Origin of the sequence: Desulfatitalea tepidiphila (assembly GCF_001293685.1) — a bacterium.
Classification (GTDB): Bacteria; Desulfobacterota; Desulfobacteria; order Desulfobacterales; family Desulfosarcinaceae; genus Desulfatitalea; species Desulfatitalea tepidiphila.
Genome location: NZ_BCAG01000006.1, coordinates 271,166 through 292,410 on the forward strand (window position 1 = coordinate 271,166; position 21,245 = coordinate 292,410).

The following is a 21,245-nucleotide window of genomic DNA, read 5'->3' on the forward strand; positions in this document are numbered from 1 at the left end:
TCGATTACCTTTCCATATGGATTTCAATAGGTTATTGTTATGTTGCGTGGGAAGGCACCACTATATGAGCAAACGAATGGGCGTGTCAAGGCGGCGCCTGCTTCTTGCGCCGGGCGGCCAGCTGGGCCTGCAGGGCGTCGATGCGCCGGTGGTTGTCTTCGGAACCGATGTAGCTTCTGAAGAGCCACTCCTGGAGGCGAAGAGCACCGTCCAGGTCCTGGTCGAGAATCATGTTACCCAGCTGTTTGGTCTCCTTGAGGCAGCCGCGATCGTAGGCGGCCATTTCAACGGCGATGCGATCCACCGAGGAGAGGAGTTCGCCTTCGGGAAACACCTTGCTCACATAACCCATACGCTCGGCCTCGTGGGCATCGTAAATCCGCCCGGTCAAGGCGACCTCCTTGGCCCGACCCAGGCCGATGATGCGCCATAGCGGATCCATGATCGGGGTAAGAGAGAGCACGATCTCGCGCTGGCCGAACTTGGCGCGCTCGGAAGCGTAGCGGATGTCGCACATCATGGTCAGATCGAATCCGCCGGCGATGGCGGGACCGCCCACGGCACAGATCACAGGCTGACTGCAGAACAGGATGGCGCGGTAAGCCCGGTGAAAAAGGGCCGTGTAGCTCTCATTGGAAACCTTTTCGAGCTTGCGGATCTCGTTGAGGTCGAAACCCGCCGAAAAATAACGCTCCCCGCCGGTAAAGACGATCACATGGACATCTTCCCTGGCGCTCAACTCGGTAAAGAGCGTCTCGACCTCCACCAGCACCTCTGGCGACAGGCTGTTTCCCTTGTCCGGCCGGTGAATCGTTACGGTCGCCACCCGGGACGCCACCGAAAGCAACAGATGCTGCATCTCCATCATTCCCCTCCTTTGGAAAAAGTGTCCTCGACACACCCCCACCCGTATTCCCGACGACCCGATCAACACGCAAAACGCAAACCGCCCGATCCGGTGATATTTCCGGAGATCGGGCGGCATCAGCGTCTAAGCGACAGGTCCGAGCGGCCTGCTACTTCTTGGTGTAATCGTACCAGCCCTTGCCGGTCTTTTCGCCGTAGTGTCCCTGGACATATTTCTCCACCAGGCTGGGGGTGGGCAACTGGGAACGGTCACCGGTGGCCCGGAAGGCCTCCATGCCCATGATGTAGCTCAGGTCGATGCCGGTCAGGTCGTTGAGACGGAACGGGCCCATGGGATGTCCGGCGCCATAGACACACGCCTTGTCAATGTCTTCCACCGAAGCCACGCCCATTTCCAGGATCCACATGGCTTCACGCGAAATGGCCTTGAAAATTCGGTTGAGCAAAAAGCCGTCGACCTCTTTTTTCAGATGGACCGGTACCTTTTCCAGCTTCTTGCACAGGTCCATGGAGATTTCTCTGGTTTCATCGGAAGTATGGGGTCCCTGTACCACTTCGACCAGTTTCATGACCAGCGCCGGGTTGAAAAAGTGCAGGTTGCACACCTTGTCGGGGCGTTTGGTGGCATCGGCGATTTTGGAGCTGACGATGAACGAGCTGTTGGTGGCCAGAATGGCGTGCGGGGGGGTGAATTTGTCCAGGTCTGCGAAGATCTTGCGTTTCAGGTCCAAAATCTCGAGGACCGCTTCGATGACGTAATCGGCATCCTTGCAGGCCTCCTGAAGACTGGAGGTGAACGATATGTTCGCCCGGGCCTGTTTGGCCTGCTCCTCGGTCAGTTTGCCTTTGGCCACGCGACCGGGCAGGTACTTGTCCACGAAAGCTTCGGCCTTTTTAAGAATATCTTCCTTGATATCCGTGCAGACCACTTTGAAACCCTGGATGGCGCTCAAGGTGGCGATCTGGTGCCCCATGTTTCCGGCACCGACAACAACGATTTTTTTGACATCCTCGATTTTCATGACATCCTCCTTGTGTGGTGAATAAAGTGAAGGGAATCGATTTGCCCCCCGAATTTTTGTCAGCCGAACCCAGCGAACCAGATGAATCAAGGGAGAACGATGATACGCGTACACGCCGGCGAGTCTCTATCCGAGCGAACGTTCGATTTTATAGCACCACCCTTATGGCCAGGTCAAGGCGAGATAAAGGTATTTAAAAAATCAAAATCGGGCCATTCGCAGTTTGTGGATGGGCATGACCTAAACTTTCCGGCAGGTTGGGTCAATAATAGTAAGGGGAGTCGGGTGGTCTGCGACGACCCCGGGAAACGGCAACTATAAATGTGGAAAAACTATGATTTTTCAAGGTGATGTCAGTAAATATCATCCGGCCGACGCGCTCATGTTCCTTTCCCAGTTGAGTCTGAGCGGTGTCTTGTCCGTTGCCTGCGGTCCACAAATGTTGACCCTGGCGTTCAATGACGGCCATCTGATCGATGCCCAGTCGGCGGCCGGTGATGAAAAAATCTTGGGGGCGCTGCGAAGCCAACGGGTGATGACCGACGACCAGGAGCGGCAAATCCGACATGTCCAGGCCGAAACCGGCATGCCGGTCCGCCAGGTGCTGGCGGAACTGGAGCTTTTCCCTCTGTCGCAGATCAAAAAAATCCTGGAGCTGGGTATCAGCGAGGTGCTGCTGGAACTGTTCATGCTTCAGGAGGGTCAATTCCACTTCACCGACACGCCCGTGGATCCGGATGGGTCCGGCATCAAGTTGGACACGGGCGCCGCGGCCATCCGAATTCTCTCCCATGCCGACGAATTGCGCAGCTTTGAAAAGTCCATCGTCACCCTGGACCGCAGGATCCAACCGAAGGCGGCCCCTGAGGCGCTCATCACCGCCCTGTCGAGCGAGGAACGGGCCCTGGTGCAGCTTGCCCTCAAGGCATCGAGCGTACGCCACCTCATGCAACAGGCCCCTGTCTACACCCATGGGGCCATGCAGTCGGTCGAAAAACTGCTGACCGATGGTCTATTCGTCCTGGGGCCGCTGTCCGAAAAAGAAAACATCCCTGCTCAGTCCGCCTCGGCCACCTCTGTGGACCCGCTGTTCGGCGCCTATAAGCAGGCATTCAAGATGCTGATCCGCACCGATGAGGTGCTCAAAAAGGTCGAGGCGGTTATCGGCTTCTGCAAAAACTTCTATGACGGCATCCTGATCCTGACGGCCAAGGAGCAGCGGGTGATTCACTGCAAGATGATCACCATCGACAAGGGCCGCAACATCGGCCAAAAAACGATCAAAGGCGATCTGGGAACCATCGAACGAGACCCTATGTTTCAGGCGGTGCAGCGCACGGGTATCGGCTTTTTCGGAAAAATTTTTCAGTCCCCGCTCATCGACCGGGTGGCCGAAACCCCGGCTGCCGGCGAATGCGCCCTGCTGCCCATCGTCAACAAGCCCCAGTTGTCGATGTTCTTCTATGCCTTTTCCGCGACCCAATACCCGGGGCTTTCCCCGCACCACTATCTCGAGCTGTTGTCGTGGCTGATCACGCCCTCGGACAAAAGCGCGGGAAAGGTCCCATCCCCGACCTCGGTCGGCGCCGAATCCGGCCCGGCGTCGCCGACCGGTCCCTCATCCCGGGATGTGGCCGTGCAGCTGGTAGCCAAAATCGAAGAGCTGCCGCCGTTGCCCGCCATGGCATCCAAGACGCTGCAATTGCTTTCCGATCCGGAAACGGACATGGAAACGGTGGAAAAAACCCTGGCCCACGACCAGGCCCTGGTGGCCAAAATCATCAAGGTGAGCAATTCCGCGCTCTATGGCGGCTACCAAAAGGCCAACACGCTTCGCCAGGCCCTCACGCGGTTGGGCGCCAAAACGACGAAGAGCCTGATCCTGGCCGCCTCGACCCGCGGCTACTTTTTCAAGGAGCGCAAGGGGCTGAAGGCCTGGGGCCCTATTTTGTGGCAACATTCGGTCGAGTGCGGCTTCGCGGCGCGGCGGATTGCGGCGGCCTGCCGTTATGAAGACTCGGAACAGGCCTTTATCGGCGGCATCATGCACGACATCGGCAAGTTGGCCATTCTGATGGTGGACGAAAAGAAGTTCATGGAAATTCAACGGGTACAGATTACGGAAAACATCACCGACCTGGCGGCCGAGAACGAGATGCTCGGTTCGACCCACACCGAACTGGGGCGTCTGCTCATGGAAAAATGGCGTATGCCCGAAGCGGTCCAGGTCTGCACCCAATTTCACCATTCGCCCGATCAGGCCGGCCCCCACACCGTCCTGTCGGCCATCGTGGCCTATGCCAACCATCTCAGCCACACCCTGGGCCGCCATCCCCAGCCCGAAACCGAAAAGAGCCTGGCTCAAACCGGACATCTCCTGAACATCATGGGCCTGTCACCCGAGCAACATGCCCCACTCATGGAAAAAGTGGGTCGCGATTTTGAAGGCACCGACATGGTCGAGTGATCGGTCACAAAAAAAGGGCCTGCGCCGGCAGGCCCTCGAACAACGAAACATACTCGAAACCATCGTCTAATCGATCTTGGTGTCCAGCGGAAGAATGCCCGCCGCCACCTTGGCCCGCATTTCATATTGTTTCAACGGCGATTCGTGCAGAATCATCATCTTCTGCGCAGCCATGGAGCCTTCGGCATGCACGGTGGTCACCTCGTGGAAGGCCGACTCGTGGGAGGCGACATGGCGCATGGTTTCGTGAATCATGCGCAGGCGCTCCTCGGTCGTGCTGTCGGCCGTTCCGCCCAGATAGTGATCCAGGTAATCGTGGATCTCGGGGTTGTCCCAGTCGCGCTTGTCGGGAGAAGTCGCCAGGATGCCGCCGCCGATATCCTGAATCAACTTGACGAACTCGTGATACTTGCTGGCGAAATGGAGCTTGGCCATGTTGGCGATAAGGGGGTTGGGCACCGCAATGTCACCGAACATGACCGGTTTCATGGCAGCGGCATCGGCCAGGGCGCGCAAGGTTTCCACGTAGGCCGCGATATCGGCCAGCTTCTCGCGAATATGGCCGACCTTGAACAGGCCATTGTACTTGGCCATGGCCACGGCGCAGCCGGCCATCACTTCCACGTTGGGCACCTTGTAGCTGATGGCCGTGAAACGATGGAAGGTGGCGAATGTGTAAGCGATGGCCATGGAGTACTGCCATTCGCCGCACATGAAGACGCGATCCCAGGGCACGAAGACGTTGTCGAATACGATCATGGCCTCGGTCAGCTCGCGCACCGGCCGATCGGCATGGAACTCCTTGTCCGACCAGGGGCCGCGACCATTGCGGCAGATGAAGGTGATGCCCTTGGTGTTGGCCGGTATGGCAAAACTGACCGCGTAATCGGCCTCGTTTTCACGCATCTGACGGGTGGGCACCACCAGGATCTCGTTGGCTGCCGGCGCGCTGGTAATGTGGATCTTGGCGCCCTTGACGATGATCCCGTCCTTGTTCTTGTCCACCACATGCAGATAGTAGTCCGGATGTTTCTGATGCGCGGGCTCTTTGGAACGATCGCCCTTGACGCAGGTGATCGCGCCGCAGGTGTGCAGATCGTTCTTGCGCAGATGCTCGAGGAAGTTCTTGGCGTTCTCCTCATATTGCTTGTTGCCCATCTGCTTGGCCACGGCCATGGCCGCGTTCAGGCAATCGGTGCCGATGTCTTTGCCGAACGGCAATCCGCCGGTCTTGCGCATCAAGGTATGGATGGCCTTGGTCCGATTGGCCAGGTCTTCCGGTGTCTTGGGCGTGACGAAAAAGCGATTGATCGGTTCGCCGGTTTCCGGGTGTTTGGCAATCAGCAAATCCTTTGTCGCCTGGTCACCTTTCTGGGCGAGCTCATAGGCGGCGCCGATGGTTTCCACGGTAAGGCCAAGGACGCGGTGTTTGGTGATGTCTTCCACCCGTTCACCGCTGATGTAGACTTTTCTCCCATCCCGTAAACTTTCCCTGTACTCCTCAATAGTGCGAATCCCCATAATGCGCCCCTTTCTTTTAAAGGTGTCCGTTAGACCGACCCTTGGACTGCCATCGCCGGGCCATAGGAGAAGAGTTAAATTGGCACTGGCCGGGCAGGCAAGGAAGGAATGCAACCATACCCATGCGACCCGATGTCGCGTATCCAACAGAACAAACTGAATGAATGTATAATGATATAACAGTTTATGAAAGCGTAAATAGCGCCCATCCACAAATGGCCAATTTGGCTGGTTCTGGATGCGCACTGACAGATAGCGGCGGATTCATCTTCGAGGAAAGGCAGCCGCCCTGCGCCATATTGGCTCGTTCACCGGATCAAACTATGACATCCGATAGAGATATCAAGTCCGCCAAGGCAGGGGAGATGGGCCGGCAGGCCACCGGTCCATGACAGAACGCCTGTTGATGGGGTTTAGGGGAATTGGGCGCCGGAACCGGTTTCTCCGGAAATGCCCAGAGCTTGGGAACGGTGGTCTGCGCTGCTTCCTCGAACCGTGTAGCGGCCGTCTCGCAGGGCCTGGGCGAGTTGCCACTCGGTATGAAAGAGATCCTCGAAACAGGTGTAGGCGTTGCCGAGGGCCTGAATCCCATGGGCATCCGATCCGCCGGTACCCGGCAAGCCCATCTGCCGGGCCGCCCACTGGGCGCGCTCGTTTTTATCGGACCGAACGCTACCGTTGAGGGTTTCGATGGCGGCGATTCCCTTTAATCCCAAAATCCGGTCCCCCAGAGCACGAGTGACCATGCCTTCCTGGTAGGGGTGGGCCGGCACCGCGGCACCGCCTCTGCGATTCACCCAATCTACGACCGTTTGCATGGGCAGACCGGGCAGTAGATCGCCCCGGCCCGCCGTCACGCCGTAGATTAACAAATGGCCCTCCTCGGCACGATACTCCAGGCCCCTGAAAATGGGAAAATTCTCCTGCGCTGCAATTTGAACGAACGGTGCGCTCAGGTCATAGGCATGATGTTCGGTGATGCACACCGCATCCAACCCCACCTGCCTGGCCCTGCCCACCACCTCGTCCGGCCGAATCGCCGAGTCGCCCCCCAGTAGCGTGTGAATGTGTAAATCGATCTTGAACATGTCGCTATTGCCGCCTTATTTTCACTTCATCAACATTTGAGCGTATGGGCTTTTTCCTTCTGTTTTTCCAATTTGCGCAGTCTGTTGCGTTCGATCGCCTCGTTGTTGCGCCGACAGGCCTCCTCGGAGTCGAATCGCACCTCGGGCACGGCCCTGGGGCGATGGTTCTCGTCCAGGCTGACGAAGGTCAAATAGGCCGAGGCGATGTGACGGACTTCGCCGGAGAGCAGATTCTCGGCTTCGACCCGCACGCCGATCTCCATGGAGGAGCGACCGACATAATTCAGACTCGCCTTGAGCGTCAACAGTTCACCGACAAAAGCCGGGTTGTGAAAATCGAGCCGATCGATGGAAGCCGTCACCACGTTGGCCCGCGCATGGCGGTAGGCGACAATGCCGGCGGTATTGTCGATGTGTTTCATGATGACGCCGCCATGCACATTGCCCGCCGGGTTAGTGTCCGCCGGCATCACCAGGTAGGAGACGACCAGGCTGGTATCTTTGGCGCTTTTTCTCTCCATAGCAGTTTCCTCCACATTGACCTTGCTATTTTGTGTTCCACGATGTGAACCCGGAAACCTATTGACCCGTCCCCTGTTTGGCAAGAAAAAAGCGGCTCCCAGAGAAAAACAAGCCGCGACAGTCGATGCGGTGCCGCACGATATGTTCGACCATATCATATGCCTTTTGACATCCACAACTCATTATGGATTGACTCAGCACGCGATTGACCGTATGCTTGAACTCTTCGACAAAGCTATCATTCACGTTCCATTTCAAGCCCATGGACCGAGTCGCGGAGATCAGGTTCGCGCCCCGGCCAACGACGCATAAATGAGGCGGCTGAATGACCTTGCCATACCAAATCAACGCATCGACAACTGCCTCGCCCGTCATTCCCCCCATGGGGATCGACGTATCGAACGGCCATTACCGGATTGATCCGGCAAGCTTGGGTATTGCATCACCACAAGAAAAAAGGAGGAGAAAATGAAGAAGAAAATGATCCAGTTGATCATGGGGTTTCTGGTTTTACTCCTGGCGGCACCTTGTTTCGCGGCGGATACTATTTCCATCGGCTACACGGGGCCATTGAGCGGCGGTGCGGCCAAATACGGCAACAACAACCTGCAGGGCATCCAGCATGCCATCGATGAAATCAACGCGGCCGGTGGCATCACCGTGGCCGGCAAACCATACACCTTCAAGTTGACGGCCCTGGACGACAAGTACAAACCCGCGGAAACCGTTGCCAACGCGAGGCGGCTCATGTCCACCATGTCGCCCAAACCCATCGCCGTTTTCTGTCCCCACAGCGGCGGCATTCTGGCCATGGAGCGCTTCAACGAAACCGAAGGGTTCCTCATGCACGGTTATACGGACAACGTGGCCGTCATCAAGCAGGGCAACAAACTGGTGGTCAAGGCGCCCATGTCCATGGCTTTCTACAACTCGGGTCCGGTGGATATCGGCTGGGAGCGAGGCTACCGCAAGGCGGCCCTGCTCTGCGGCTCCCACGAAGCCGGCAAAATGGCGGAAAAGCTCTTTCTCGCCCAATGGAAGGACAAAGGCGGTGAAATTCTCGAGGTGGCCAGTATCGATTTCAAAACCGTGACCGACTTTTATCCCTACTTGACCAAGGCGCTCTCCAAGAACCCGGACTGCATCTACCTCTATGGGCCTTCCGAACCGTCGGCCATGATCGTCAGCCAGGCGCGCGAACTGGGTTTCAAGGGCGGCTTTCTGCTCGGCTCACAGTGCAAGATGGACGAAATGGCCAAGATCGCGCCCATGGAGGCGTTGAACAACTCGGTCGGCGTATGCCCGGTGGGCATGATGCCCCTGCCCCTCATGCAGAAATACAATGCCAGCCACAAAGCCAAATTCGGTGAGGATGCCATTCCAACGTCGGAGTCGGCCTTCAATTACGAGGTCATGTACATCTTCGCCGAAGCCATGAAAAAGGCCGGCACGGTCACCGATCCCTACAAGATCCGGAAGGCGATCGATGATGTCCTGCCAGTGGGCGATCACGCCATACGCGGCATGTACAAGGTGACGCCGGAGGGTCAGTTTATCTCCGGCTATTTCGCCATCCAGATCCTGGACGGCAAGTTCACCGACCCCATCAATATCGATCCGGGTCCGTGGTATGAAAAATACGGGGCCACCTGGATGCCGGAATAGCCCCGTGGCCCGTTCAACCAGCGCCCGTGCACAAACAGGCAACCATTTGTGGATGGGCACTGACGAGAAAGCGCCCGGCGGCATCGTGACAACGGTCGCCGCCGGGCTTCCATTCCGCAGCGAGGCAGAGCATGGATCTTTTTTTGCAGCAGGTGATCAACGGCATCATGGTCGGCAGCGTCTATTCGCTGGTGGCGCTGGGGCTCACCATCATTTATGGTATTCTGGGCGTTCCCAACTTCGCCCATGGGTCGCTCTACATGCTGGGTGCCTATTTCTCGTTTCTGCTGGTCACGGCCGGCGGCGTCAACTACTGGCTGGCCATCCTCATCTCCATGGCCGCTCTGACCGTCATCGGCATGGTGATCGAGCGCATCGTTTTCCGGCCGCTGGTCAACGCCCCCCATCTCAACAGTTTCATCGCGGCCATCGGCCTGATTTATGTCATCGACAACGTGGCGCTGATCGTCTGGGGCCCTGATTTCAAACGCTTCCCCCCCCTGTATGACCAGTTGTATCACTTCCTGGGCGTGACCATCACCCTGCATCGCATCATCATCGTCGTCACGGCGGTCGTGCTCATTGTGTTGCTCGAACTGTTCATCAAGAAAACGACCATCGGCTCCGCCATCGAGGCCACGGCCCAGGATCGGGTGGGCGCCCGCCTTTCGGGCATCAACGTCACGCGGGTGGACATGTGGACTTTGGGCCTGGGCACCTCCCTGGCGGCCGCGGCCGGTGCGCTTATCGGGCCCATCCTGCTGGTCTATCCCGCCATGGGCGGGGCGGTGACTCTCAAGGCGTTCGTCATCATCATTCTGGGCGGCATGGGCAGCATCCCCGGCGCGATCCTGGGCGGCTTTATCCTGGGGCTGATCGAAAGCATCGGCGGGGCCTACCTCACCACCAATTACCATGAAGTCCTGGCATTCGGCCTCTTGGTCACGGTTCTGGCCATCAAGCCGACCGGGTTATTCGGAAAGGCACACTGAAAGTGAACACATCGCCCCTGAAACCCGGCTTTCTGATACCGGCAGCCATCCTCCTACTGGCCGTCGTCGCTCCGTTGCTCTCCGAAAACCGATACCTTCATCATTTGATGATCATGGCCTGCGTGTGGGGTATCGCGGCCACCGCCCTGAATCTGGTCATGGGGTATGCCGGCCAGGTCAACCTCGCCCACGGGGCGTTTTTCGGCATCGGCGCCTATACGTCGGGACTGCTCATGCTCAAACTGGGAATAGGGTTCTGGATCGCCCTGCCCCTGGCCTGCCTGGCCGCCGCCCTGTTCGGACTGCTCATCGGCATGCCATCCCTGCGCACCAAGGGCGCCTATTTCGCCATCGGCACGCTCTGTTTCAATGTCATCGTCACCGTCATCATCGACCGGTGGGAGAATCTCACCGAGGGACAGCGCGGACTGCTCGGCATCCCGCCGCCATCGGCGATTCCTCTGCCATTCGGTCTGACGGTTCGATTCGACAACAACATGGTGGCCACCTACTACCTGTTCCTGATCATGCTGCTGCTCACCCTGTTCGTGACCCGGCGCATCGTCATCTCTCTGATGGGCAAGGATTTCCGGGCCGTCAAAGGCAACGAAGAGTTGGCCGCCTCCATCGGCATCAACCCCTTTCGAACCAAATTGATCGCCTTCGTGACCAGCACTTTTTTCGCCGGATTGGCCGGGGGGCTCTACGCCTCTTATATCGGGTTTCTCAGCCCTGACATCTCCGATTTTCACGTCACCTTCGAAGTGCTGATCCAGGTGATGTTCGGCGGCATCGGCACGATGGCCGGCCCGATCATCGGTGCCACCATTCTGCCGGTGATCTCAGAGACCCTGCATGCGTTGGCCGCCTATCGGATGGTCGCATACGGCATCATGCTGATTGTGGTCATCATCTTCCTGCCGACAGGGATCATGGGCGGTTTAAAAATTTTGTGGGCCAGGTGCATCACCAGGAAATAGAAACCAACAGGCGGGGTGACATGCTTTTCCAAACCATGGGACTAACCAAAAGTTTCGGCGGTCTGACCGCCGTCAACGACCTCAGCTTCGGCATCGAAGAAGGCCAGATCGTCAGCGTCATCGGACCGAACGGGGCCGGCAAATCCACGGTGTTCAACCTGGTGACCGGGGTACATCACCCCACCGCCGGCCGCATCGAGCTGATGGGCCGATCGATCACGGGCCTCAAGCCTTACCAGGTGGCCCGTCAGGGCATCGCCAGGACGTTTCAATCCACCACGGTCTTCGGCCAGGACACGGTGTTTGAAAACCTGGTCATCGGCCATCGGCTGCGCACCGGCAGCGGCCTTTTCAGCGCCCTGCTGGTCAGCGGCCGGGAGCGCGGGGACCGCAAAAAAAGCATGGCCAAGGCCGAAGAGCTGCTCTCTTTTCTCGATCTGGAACACTATCGCGACGAGGCGGCCGGCAACATCCCCCAGGAGGCCCAGAAACGGCTCTCCATCGGCATCGCCCTGGCCACCGAACCCAAACTGCTGCTGCTGGATGAACCCACCGGCGGTGTCAACCTGGAGGAGGACGACAGCCTCATCCGCATCATCCAGAAAATCAAGGCGTCAGGGGTGACCATCTGCCTGATCGAACACAAAATGAAAGTGGTGATGGGTATTTCCGATCGGGTGGTGGTGCTCAGCTACGGCAGCAAAATTGCCGAAGGCGATCCCCAGTCGGTGAGCCGCAACGAAAACGTCATCGAAGCTTATTTGGGACCGGGATATGCTGCTAAAGATTGAAAACGTCGATACCTATTACGGACGTGCGCAAGCCCTCAAGAAAATCTGCCTGCAGATTTCCGAAGGCGAACTGGTGACCATCCTCGGGGCCAACGGATCGGGCAAGACCACCCTGCTCAACACCATTTCGGGTATCTTGAAGCCCAGATCGGGCGAGATGGTCTTCGACGGCAGGCCGATCCAGCAGTTGAAGACCGATGCCATCGTCAAGCTGGGCATCTCCCAGTGCCCGGAGGGGCGGCGGCTGTTTCCCGGCATGACCGTCCTGAAAAACCTGATGCTGGGCGCCTTCGTGCACCGCAACGACCAGAAAGGGATCGAGCGGGACCTGACGACTGTTTTCAATCTCTTCCCGATTCTCGACGAACGCAAGAGCCAGCTGGCCGGCACCATGAGCGGCGGCGAACAGCAGATGCTGGCCATCGGCAGGGCCTTGATGGCGCGCCCCCGGCTGCTGCTGCTCGACGAGCCCTCGTTGGGATTGGCGCCGCTGGTGGTCGCCCGCATCTTCGAGGCCATCGAAGACATCCACCGCCAGGGCACCGCCGTCTGCCTGGTGGAACAAAACGCCGCCATGGCCATTCAGGTCGCCAACCGCGGATATGTGCTCGAAAACGGAGAGATCGTCCTGGCCGGCACCCGCGACGAACTCGAACGCAGCGACAAGATCAAACAGGCCTACCTGGGCGTTTAGACACTCATGTTTCGGCCCGAACGGCCGATATGACCATCATGAAACAGGAAAAATCAGCCCGCACCACCTCGATCCTCATCGACATCATCATGGATGTCCCCTTTTTTGCCATGCTGGACGCCCGCCAGTTGGGCGTCGTGGCCAATCATATGAACTACTATGAGATCAAAAAGGGCGAGACGCTGTTCAAGGAGGGCGATCCGGGCGATTCGGTCTGTTTTGTCATCCGGGGATCGCTGGATGTCTTCAAAGAGACCTCCACACCCGGTCAGCATGTCCTCATCGCCACGGTCACGAAAAACAAGTCCATCGGCGAGATGGCGGTCATCGACGAGTACACCCGTTCGGCCACGGTGACCGCCCACAGCGACGCCGCCATCGTGGCGTTGACCAAGCGCGGTTTTGAAGCCATTCTCCAGGAGAACCCGGCCATCGGCGCCGCCATCCTTAAAAAAATCGCCTCTCTGGTCAGCATGAACCTGCGTCGCACCTCTTCCCAGTTGGCCGATTATATGCCGGCGCTGCCCATTACCTGAACATGACGCGGCCTCAAGGCCCTTGGGCCCAGGACCGAGGCTACAGCAAACCCAGACGGCACCACTGTTTCGTATCAATTGACCCAGGTCAAGGAAGCTTTGCACAAGGGCTGGTAAATCTGTGCCAAGCGCTTATGATGGAATAGAATGAACGCCGTCAACTACCTCAACCGATACGAAAAGGAGGGGCCATGCTGAAAAGAATCGAAATGTTCAGAGAAAACGGTTTCAAGGACAATGCTCTGTCCAATTTTCTGGTGCACGACTCGCCATACATGAAGGTGATCAATTTCAATCTCAAGGCCGGCCAGGAACTTCCCATTCACAGCCATGACATCGAAGGTCAGTTGTGCCTCAGCGTCATGGAGGGCCGCGGAGAGTTTCTGGCCAAGGAGGGAAAGACCCTGCCGGCCGAGACCGGTGATGTGCTGGTATCGGATATCGCTGAACCCCATGGGGTCCGTGCGAAGACCGACATGCGCGTTCTGGTGACCATCGCACCGCCCATCTGATGGAAACGGTGATGACGAACCTACAGGTCCGGCGCACCAACACCATATTATATTGCCGACGGTGGCAGGAGACCGTGCGCTTCTATCACGAAAAATTGGGGCTGCCCATCTCCCATGCCACCGATTGGCTTGTGGAACTGAAGCTGACCGACAGGAGTTTCATCAGCCTCGCCGATGAAAACCGCGCTACCATCACCGGCTCCGGCGGTGCCGGTATTACCCTCTCATGGCAAGTCGAGGACCTCGCGGGAATGCATGACCGAATCACTGCCATCGGCGCAGCCCCTGGACCGATCCAGACCAAATGGCGTGCGCGGGTCTTCTATTTTCGTGATCCGGAGGGGCACCGTATCGAGTTATGGTCTGCGGCATGACACCGGCTGGCACCCAGGTGTCCGCTTTTCTTGCAATCTGCATCCTGTTTCGACAGAAATTCGCCGAACACCTTCTCGAAATGAATCGACAGCGATCTCTGGCGCCGCCATCCTCCGGTCGATCGGCCGGCCTCCTTTCCTGGCATAACCGTTGCTTTTACAAATGCCATGAAAATCCAAAACAATATCTTCGAGCATCTTCCCGATCGGATCGCCGGGCTGGGCGTGCTTGCGGAAAACCTCTGGTGGAGTTGGCGCCCCAAAGCCCGAATGGTATTCAAGGCGTTGGATCGACAAGCCTGGAAAGAGAGCGGACACAACCCGGATAAAATGCTGCGGGAATTGTCCCCGGATATCCTCCGGGCTGCAGCCCGGAACCCGGACTATCTGCGGCGCTACGATGAGGTCATGGTGTTGTTCCGCGAGTATATGAGCCGCAGCGACATATCTCTGCTCAACGGCGCCCTGTCGCCGGGAGAGACGACCCTGGCATACTTTTCCGCCGAATACGGCCTGCACCGCTCACTGCCGTTTTATGCCGGCGGACTGGGTTTTCTGGCCGGAGATTTCGTCAAGGAGTGCAGTGATTTAAATATCCCCATGGTGGCCGTGGGGTTCATGTACCCCAAGGGGTATCTGCTTCAGCGCATTCGCGAAGACGGCTGGCAGGAACAACTCGACGAGCCGCTCGAGCAGGAGGCGGCGGCCATTTCGCGAGTTTTGAACGATGACGGGACGCAGTTTATCATTCCCGTGCCGCGTATCGAGCCCCCCATTCATACGGCGGTCTGGCAGATTGCCGTGGGCACCAACACGATCTATTTAATGGATACCGATATCGACCAGAACGATCCCTGGAACCGGTCCATTTCCGCCCGTCTGTATACCGGGGACCTGGAGCAGCGTTTGCGCCAGGAGATCGTTCTGGGCATCGGCGGCGCCGAAGTTCTCGAACGGCTCGGCATCCGGAATCGCCTGATCCATCTGAACGAGGGGCATGCCGCCTTCGCTTTGCTTGAACGGATCCGGGATGGCATGTTGGCCGGCCATACCTTCGAAGAGGCCCTGGAAAGGGTTCGAGCCACCACTGTGTTTACGACCCACACCCCGGTCCCGGCCGGGCACGATGTGTTTCCATTTTACCTGATGGAAAAGTACTTTCACACCTATTGGACCGAGCTGGGGCTGGACCGTGACCGTTTTTTCAACCTGGGGTTGCATCCCCTGAATCCCCAGGAGGGCTTTAACATGACGGTGCTGGCCCTGAAAGCCTCGGCCTACCACAATGCGGTCAGCCAGAGACACGCCCAAGTGGCCAGAAGCATGTGGCACTGCCTGTGGCCGGACCGATCCGAAACGGCTGTACCCATCGGCGCCATCACCAACGGTGTCCATGTGCCCACCTGGGTCGAACCCAAGTTCAGGATGCTCTTCGATCATTACCTTGGGGATGAATGGGTCGCGAAACACGACGATCCCATGGTTTGGGAAAGGGTGGACAAGATACCCGACAAGGAGTTGTGGCAACTCCATTACTGGATGAAAATCAAACTCCTGGATGCCATCCGGGCACGCTGCCGCCTGCGGTGGGTCAATGACAGGACCAGCCCTTCGATTGTAATGGCGGGTGGGGCAATGCTCGATCCCTCGATTTTGACCATCGGGTTTGCCCGTCGCTTTGCCTCCTATAAACGCGCCGATCTGATCCTCAACGACCTGCCGCGCCTTCAGCGCCTGCTCAACGACCGCTGGCGGCCCATTCAGCTCATTTTCGCTGGAAAAGCGCACCCGGCCGACGATCCGGGCAAACGCATCCTGCAGAACATCTTCAATGCCTGCCGTAATCCTGAAATGGCCGGCCGGGTGGCCTTTGTGGAGGATTATGGGGAACAGATGGCCCAATACATGGTCCATGGGGTCGATCTGTGGCTCAACACCCCCCTGCCGCCCATGGAAGCGAGCGGCACGAGCGGGATGAAGGCGGCGCTCAACGGCGTGCCGCAGCTCAGCATCCTGGACGGGTGGTGGATCGAGGGTTACAACCGGAAAAACGGCTGGGCCTTTGGCGATCGGGTCGTGGAAGGAGATCGCGACGGCGCCGACGCCCGGGCGATTTATGATCTTCTCGAGGAGGAAATTATCCCCACCTACTACCGCATGTCCGATGACGGCTACCCGCAGGATTGGGTCCGGGTCATGAAAGAGGCCATCCGCAGCAATGCCGCGCGCTTCTCGGCCCGGCGAATGGTCAAGGAATACCTGCAGCGGTACTATGTCGATGCGCTGGTGAAGTCGACATCGCACGCATCGATGTCTCTCTGAACCGATTCGACTACTCGCCCTTATCCTGGCCACCCGCCTCGTTCACAGCACCTTCGCCCTCTTCCGACGCCTCGGCGGGCGTCGGGTGATCTTCCTCGATCGGCGGCTCCTGCTCGTCGGGCATGGATTCGGGGGGCTGAATCGGAACGGCCGGCGGCTCGTAGCTGCGGGGAGCAGAGCCCCCGGTTCGAGGCGTGGCTTGACCGTATATGGTGATGCGGATCTCATCGGCGGACTCGTAGACGATCACATGGTTGAGATTGGATAAAATCCGCTTCAACCCGTCGTTGAGCGTAAGATCCTGAAAGGCGGTCCGCACGGGATAGGTACGCCACTGCTCGTCGACGATGAACGTGTAAGCGGTGTCCCGCGTGATCTGATCGAGCACCTGGCCGAGCGGCTCGTTTTGCGCCTCGATGGAGATCAACGGTTCGGTTGGATCCGCCTGTCCGGCTGCGGCTGCCGGAAACGACACGGCCCACGGCAACGTCACGCTCAGACACATCAAAAAAAAGAGTCGCTTCAAAAGTCCGAAGCCAACGAATCTGCGAACGTCAGATGTCATGAAACCATCCCTTTTAAGAAGAACTTCCAGTTCGGGTCGCATTCAAAACCGGCCCCGCGGTTTCCTGTTTTCGACCGGTCCGACAACGCACTCAGGCCTCCGGAAGCGTCACCATTGGCCGCGGCCGGTTCCACTCCAAGTGGGCGATCCGGTAAAAAAGGGTCTCCAGGGGACCTCTCTTGAAATAACGACACCATACCATTGCGAAGCCTATCCCAGCCAGACAAAATACACCGACCGACGCAAACATCTCGATTTGTCCGACGTGCCCGCCCAGCGCCTCGATGCCGAAAACGAACCCGAATGCCCACAAGAGATGGCCGACATACAGGGTCAGAGAGAGCTTCCCGAAACAATAGAGCGGGAAGACAAAGGGGGACCGCCCCACCCATGCGGCTGCCAAACGGCAAAGCCCGATGACGGCCAGGCCGCCGGCACCCGATGAGATGACGAACAACGGCGTGACCGGAAAGGCTTCGCTGCGCAGGAAGGCAAGTCCCCAGTGGCCCTGGACTTCAACATCCTGCTGGTCGAGCCAAGTCAACACACCCGCGGAAATCGTCTCGACGATCGTGCAGATGATCAGGCCGGTCAGGAGCAATCGCCAATGGAAAGACCGGTTGACCGGCTCCCGACGTCCGAGCAGCAGACCGACGAGAAAATAGCCAAACCAGGGGAAAACCGGATAATAGTTGCTCACCAGATAGTCGGCCGCCAGGCGCAGGCCCCAGGCCCGGCCATCGAGGCCTGCCAGATGATCCCCAAAATCATAGATCACGGTCAATTGAGCGCAGACCGGCAGGGAGATCAGCGCGATGACGATGGTCAAGAGCCAAAGCCTGCGTTCAGGCCAGGCGACCAGAAAGGCACCGAGGGCGATGTAAAGCGCATAAAAATGAAGGACATCGGCGGCCCACCAGTGCCACAGGCATGATCCCGCGGCCAGCAACAGAATGCCGCGCCGCAGCAGGTATCGCCGGAAGCCGTTGCCGCTGCCGGGGCTGCCGGTTCGCCTGAAGATGAGCGTCACCGATATCCCGGCCAGGATGACGAAGACCGTTGCCGCCCTGCCGAAGATAAAATCCACCAGGGAATTGAGCCACAGGGGAGATAGGGTACCGACCTGCATGTAGGCTTTGTAATTGACCAGCACCATGCCCATCAAGGCAATGGCCCGCGCCAGATCCAACCCATCGATACGCGAAGGTTGCCATGCCGTTTCGACACGCGGCTGAAAATGCTCCTCGACCACCGTGCCATGCCCCCCTGAATGCACCTCGATTCCTATCCCACCCCGTCGAGCACCGCACGGGGCATAAAAAGAACATTCAACAGGCAGCAAGGAAGGTGCCATTCTTATAAGTGTTTGATCCTAAAGCCTTTGATCTTTAGCGGGTCAAGACCATGGATAGGGCGGGAAGACCTCCGGGTTCTGATTCTCCAGTGAATCGCATACGGTGCCGCCAAATTTAACCGCCAAGCCCATTGACAAGGAAAAATCGGTGGTTAAAATTTCGCCGTAACCATTGGGATGAGCTGAAATAGCATTAAAAACCGTATCGTTATGGCCAAAGGATATCGAGGCTTGCGATGAAGAAGACATTAGGATTTCATTGCAATCATGGAACCCGAAACCACCACCATCTACCCCTCCACCACCCATCGATGTTTGGAATTCGTGACTTAATCAAGCCGTTGCACGACGGCTAACCGTTGCGCGATCCGGCCCAACGTTAATCATCGTGCCGATTCCGGCACGCTTATCAGCAACACATATTTCATTATCAGCGGAGGTATTTCAGATGAAGATCAAACCCATGAATGATCGCGTCCTGGTATTGCGAACGGAGCAGGAACAGAAAACAGCGGGCGGTATCATCATCCCGGACACGGCCAAGGAGAAGCCCCAGGAGGGCAAGGTCATCAGCGCGGGCCCGGGGAAAATCGACGAACACGGCAAGCGGATCCCCCTGGAAGTAAAGGCCGGTGATCGCGTCCTGTTTTCCAAATATTCCGGGACGGAAATCAAGATCGATGGCGTCGAACACCTTTTTATGCGTGAAGAGGATATCCTCGGGGTTCTGGAATAGTTTTTTTTGCTATCCGGCAAATGATGATAAACCCGAAAGAACCACAGAGGCGTCATGCCGGCGAACGCCGGCATCCAGGACCTATTGAAAATACTGGATCCCGGCTTTCGACGGGATGAGGGGAAACGCGAATTTCGGACTTTTTACCAGACTGCCAAATGATTACAGGAACACATATAGAAATGGAGGAACATAGATCATGGCTGCGAAAATGATAAGCTACGGCTCGGAGGCCAGAGCCAAAATGCTGAGCGGCGTCAACACCCTGGCCAATGCGGTCAAGGTGACCTTCGGCCCCAAAGGCAACAATGTCGTGCTTGAAAAATCCTTTGGTTCGCCGCTGGTGACCAAAGATGGCGTAACCGTTGCCAAGGAGATCGAAATCGAAGGCAAATTCGAAAACATGGGCGCCCAGATGGTCAAAGAGGTCGCCAGCAAGACCAGCGACACGGCCGGTGACGGCACCACCACCGCCACGATTCTGGCCCAGGCGATCTACAACGAAGGCCAGAAGCTGGTGGCGGCCGGGGGTAATCCCATGGCGATCAAGCGGGGCCTCGACAAGGGCGTGACCGCCGTCGTCAATGCGTTGAAAAAGCTTTCCAAACCGACCAAGGACAAAAACGAAATCACCCAGGTCGGCACCATTTCGGCCAACAACGACCAGGAGATCGGCCGCTTGATCAGCGACGCCATGGAGCGCGTAGGCAAAGAGGGCGTCATCACGGTCGAAGAGGCCAAGAGCATGGAAACCACCCTGGAGGTGGTCGAAGGCATGCAGTTCGACCGCGGATACCTGTCGCCCTACTTCGTCACCCAGCCGGAAAAGATGGTTTGCGTACTCGATTCGCCCTACATCCTGATCAACGAAAAGAAGATCTCTTCGATGAAGGATCTGCTGCCGCTGCTCGAACAGGTGGCGAAGATGGGCAAGCCCCTTCTGATCATTGCCGAAGATGTGGACGGCGAAGCCCTGGCCACGCTGATCATCAACAAGCTGCGGGGCACGCTGAAAGTGGCGGCCGTGAAAGCTCCAGGATTCGGTGACCGGCGCAAAGCCATGCTGGAAGACATCGCCATTTTGACCGGCGGCCAGGTGGTTTCCGAAGAGCTGGGCGTGAAACTGGAAAATATTACGGTCAATGAACTGGGGCGCTGCAAGAGCGTACGTATCGACAAGGACGACACCACCCTGATCGACGGTGCCGGCAAACGGGATGCCATCGAGGGCCGTATCAAGACCCTCCGGGCCCAGATCGACGAAACCACCTCGGATTATGACCGTGAGAAACTGCAGGAGCGCCTGGCCAAACTGGTGGGCGGTGTGGCCGTCATCAACATCGGCGCCGCTACCGAGACAGAGATGAAAGAGAAGAAAGCGCGCGTGGAAGACGCCCTCAATGCCACCCGGGCCGCCGTCGAAGAAGGTATCGTTCCGGGCGGTGGCGTGGCCCTGTTGCGCTGCATCGGTTCCCTCGACAACGTCCAGGCCAAAGGCGAGGAGAAAAACGGCCTGAATATCCTGCGTCGGGCCCTCAAGGCGCCCGTGTACCAATTGGCCACCAATGCCGGCCTTGAAGGATCGGTGGTGGTCAACAAGGTATTGGAAGGCAAGGATGATTTCGGTTACAACGCGGATACCGACACCTACGAAAACCTCGTCGCTGCGGGTGTGATCGACCCCACCAAGGTGGTGCGCTTCGCCCTGCAAAACGCCGTATCGGTATCGGGTCTCATGCTGACCACCGAGGCCATGATCACCGAAAAGCCCGAGAAGAAGAAAGCCCCGGCCATGCCCGCGGGCGGCGGCATGGAAGACATGTACTAAATCCAATATCAGGTTCCCCATGATCCACGGGGGAATACCATCTACGGCGCCCGTTCCAAAAGGAACGGGCGTTTTTTTTGTACCTTTCGCGGAAAGCCACGTCGACCTGACCGTGCCCGGTCCCTTTTTTCCACTTCCCTCCAGGGATTCTAACTGAATGCTATTCATTAAACCCGGCGTGTAGGAAACAGGTGGCCGATGCCACACGCCAAGCGGTCAAGAGCCAGTAAAATGCGCGGCGGGCGGCCCAGAAACTCGCTGCGCTCAAACAGTCTGGGCCGCTTGTCCGCCGTTTGCATTCAACTGGCTCTAGGACCGCAGGCTCAAGTGGCCCTGGCCACCTGCCCCACACACGCCTGCCATGTCCGTTGCGATGCGAATTTTTATATTAAAAACTTTTGGAAGGCAC

The 21,245-nt window shown here is 57.8% G+C and carries 21 protein-coding genes; 12 read left to right on the plus strand and 9 right to left on the minus strand.

Annotated elements, in window-relative coordinates; translation table 11 throughout:
* Positions 1 to 85 precede the first annotated feature (85 nt).
* Both DFT_RS21190 and DFT_RS21195 read right to left on the minus strand, forming a co-directional pair.
* Positions 86 to 865 (minus strand): enoyl-CoA hydratase/isomerase family protein, encoded by a 780-nt coding sequence (locus DFT_RS21190; protein ID WP_054033235.1) that lies wholly within the window; start codon positions 863 to 865, stop codon positions 86 to 88.
* 151 nt (positions 866 to 1,016) lie between these two features.
* Positions 1,017 to 1,889, minus strand: a complete 873-nt coding sequence (locus DFT_RS21195) for a 3-hydroxyacyl-CoA dehydrogenase family protein (protein WP_054033236.1) — start codon at positions 1,887 to 1,889, stop codon at positions 1,017 to 1,019.
* Positions 1,890 to 2,223: 334 nt separating this feature from the next.
* Here DFT_RS21195 and DFT_RS21200 point away from each other — a divergent pair, with 334 nt between their 5' ends.
* Positions 2,224 to 4,356 (plus strand): HDOD domain-containing protein, encoded by a 2,133-nt coding sequence (locus DFT_RS21200; RefSeq protein WP_054033237.1) that lies wholly within the window; start codon positions 2,224 to 2,226, stop codon positions 4,354 to 4,356.
* Between the two features lie 66 nt (positions 4,357 to 4,422).
* Here DFT_RS21200 and DFT_RS21205 read toward each other — a convergent pair whose 3' ends face one another.
* The 4 genes from DFT_RS21205 to DFT_RS21220 form a co-directional block, all read right to left on the minus strand.
* On the minus strand, positions 4,423 to 5,877 hold the full coding sequence (locus DFT_RS21205) for a 4-hydroxyphenylacetate 3-hydroxylase N-terminal domain-containing protein (RefSeq protein ID WP_054033238.1): 1,455 nt from the start codon (positions 5,875 to 5,877) through the stop codon (positions 4,423 to 4,425).
* Between the two features lie 413 nt (positions 5,878 to 6,290).
* Positions 6,291 to 6,965 (minus strand): CehA/McbA family metallohydrolase, encoded by a 675-nt coding sequence (locus DFT_RS21210; protein WP_054033239.1) that lies wholly within the window; start codon positions 6,963 to 6,965, stop codon positions 6,291 to 6,293.
* Positions 6,966 to 6,994: 29 nt separating this feature from the next.
* On the minus strand, positions 6,995 to 7,486 hold the full coding sequence (locus DFT_RS21215) for an acyl-CoA thioesterase (protein ID WP_054033240.1): 492 nt from the start codon (positions 7,484 to 7,486) through the stop codon (positions 6,995 to 6,997).
* Positions 7,487 to 7,544: 58 nt separating this feature from the next.
* Positions 7,545 to 7,862: a hypothetical protein gene (locus tag DFT_RS21220; RefSeq protein ID WP_054033241.1), complete on the minus strand. Its 318-nt coding sequence runs from the start codon at positions 7,860 to 7,862 to the stop codon at positions 7,545 to 7,547.
* 93 nt (positions 7,863 to 7,955) lie between these two features.
* Here DFT_RS21220 and DFT_RS21225 point away from each other — a divergent pair, with 93 nt between their 5' ends.
* The 9 genes from DFT_RS21225 to glgP all read left to right on the plus strand — a co-directional run bounded on the left by DFT_RS21225 (position 7,956) and on the right by glgP (position 16,353).
* A complete protein-coding gene (locus DFT_RS21225; protein ID WP_054033242.1) occupies positions 7,956 to 9,152 on the plus strand; it encodes an ABC transporter substrate-binding protein in 1,197 nt (398 codons plus the stop codon).
* Between the two features lie 131 nt (positions 9,153 to 9,283).
* On the plus strand, positions 9,284 to 10,144 hold the full coding sequence (locus DFT_RS21230) for a branched-chain amino acid ABC transporter permease (RefSeq protein ID WP_054033243.1): 861 nt from the start codon (positions 9,284 to 9,286) through the stop codon (positions 10,142 to 10,144).
* Between the two features lie 2 nt (positions 10,145 to 10,146).
* Entirely contained in the window at positions 10,147 to 11,124 is a 978-nt protein-coding gene (locus DFT_RS21235; protein WP_054033244.1) for a branched-chain amino acid ABC transporter permease, read from the plus strand.
* A 20-nt stretch (positions 11,125 to 11,144) separates the two neighbouring features.
* Entirely contained in the window at positions 11,145 to 11,915 is a 771-nt protein-coding gene (locus tag DFT_RS21240; RefSeq protein WP_054033245.1) for an ABC transporter ATP-binding protein, read from the plus strand.
* Positions 11,899 to 12,609: an ABC transporter ATP-binding protein gene (locus DFT_RS21245; RefSeq protein WP_439950918.1), complete on the plus strand. Its 711-nt coding sequence runs from the start codon at positions 11,899 to 11,901 to the stop codon at positions 12,607 to 12,609. The genes DFT_RS21240 and DFT_RS21245 overlap by 17 nt, the downstream gene beginning before the upstream one ends.
* A gap of 29 nt (positions 12,610 to 12,638) precedes the next feature.
* Positions 12,639 to 13,145, plus strand: a complete 507-nt coding sequence (locus tag DFT_RS21250) for a cyclic nucleotide-binding domain-containing protein (RefSeq protein ID WP_054033246.1) — start codon at positions 12,639 to 12,641, stop codon at positions 13,143 to 13,145.
* 191 nt (positions 13,146 to 13,336) lie between these two features.
* The gene (locus DFT_RS21255) at positions 13,337 to 13,657 is read left to right on the plus strand and encodes a cupin domain-containing protein (protein WP_235506295.1); all 321 of its coding nucleotides are present in this window, start codon (positions 13,337 to 13,339) and stop codon (positions 13,655 to 13,657) included.
* An 11-nt stretch (positions 13,658 to 13,668) separates the two neighbouring features.
* Positions 13,669 to 14,031, plus strand: coding sequence for a VOC family protein (locus DFT_RS21260; protein ID WP_054033247.1), 363 nt, complete (start codon positions 13,669 to 13,671; stop codon positions 14,029 to 14,031).
* A gap of 168 nt (positions 14,032 to 14,199) precedes the next feature.
* Positions 14,200 to 16,353: an alpha-glucan family phosphorylase gene (glgP, locus tag DFT_RS21265; RefSeq protein WP_054033248.1), complete on the plus strand. Its 2,154-nt coding sequence runs from the start codon at positions 14,200 to 14,202 to the stop codon at positions 16,351 to 16,353.
* 10 nt (positions 16,354 to 16,363) lie between these two features.
* On the opposite strand, the gene DFT_RS21270 is transcribed toward glgP, so the two are convergent.
* The 3 genes from DFT_RS21270 to DFT_RS26030 all read right to left on the minus strand — a co-directional run bounded on the left by DFT_RS21270 (position 16,364) and on the right by DFT_RS26030 (position 18,521).
* Positions 16,364 to 16,918 carry a hypothetical protein gene (locus DFT_RS21270; protein WP_152972110.1) on the minus strand — a complete coding sequence of 185 codons (555 nt, stop codon included), beginning with the start codon at positions 16,916 to 16,918 and terminating at the stop codon, positions 16,364 to 16,366.
* Between the two features lie 91 nt (positions 16,919 to 17,009).
* Positions 17,010 to 18,194: a DUF418 domain-containing protein gene (locus tag DFT_RS21275; RefSeq protein WP_161807223.1), complete on the minus strand. Its 1,185-nt coding sequence runs from the start codon at positions 18,192 to 18,194 to the stop codon at positions 17,010 to 17,012.
* Positions 18,195 to 18,314: 120 nt separating this feature from the next.
* The gene (locus DFT_RS26030) at positions 18,315 to 18,521 is read right to left on the minus strand and encodes a hypothetical protein (RefSeq protein ID WP_152972111.1); all 207 of its coding nucleotides are present in this window, start codon (positions 18,519 to 18,521) and stop codon (positions 18,315 to 18,317) included.
* 199 nt (positions 18,522 to 18,720) lie between these two features.
* Here DFT_RS26030 and groES point away from each other — a divergent pair, with 199 nt between their 5' ends.
* Both groES and groL read left to right on the plus strand, forming a co-directional pair.
* A complete protein-coding gene (gene groES / locus DFT_RS21280) occupies positions 18,721 to 19,008 on the plus strand; it encodes a co-chaperone GroES (protein ID WP_054033251.1) in 288 nt (95 codons plus the stop codon).
* Between the two features lie 199 nt (positions 19,009 to 19,207).
* Positions 19,208 to 20,836 (plus strand): chaperonin GroEL, encoded by a 1,629-nt coding sequence (gene groL / locus DFT_RS21285; protein ID WP_054033252.1) that lies wholly within the window; start codon positions 19,208 to 19,210, stop codon positions 20,834 to 20,836.
* The last annotated feature ends 409 nt before the right edge of the window (positions 20,837 to 21,245 follow it).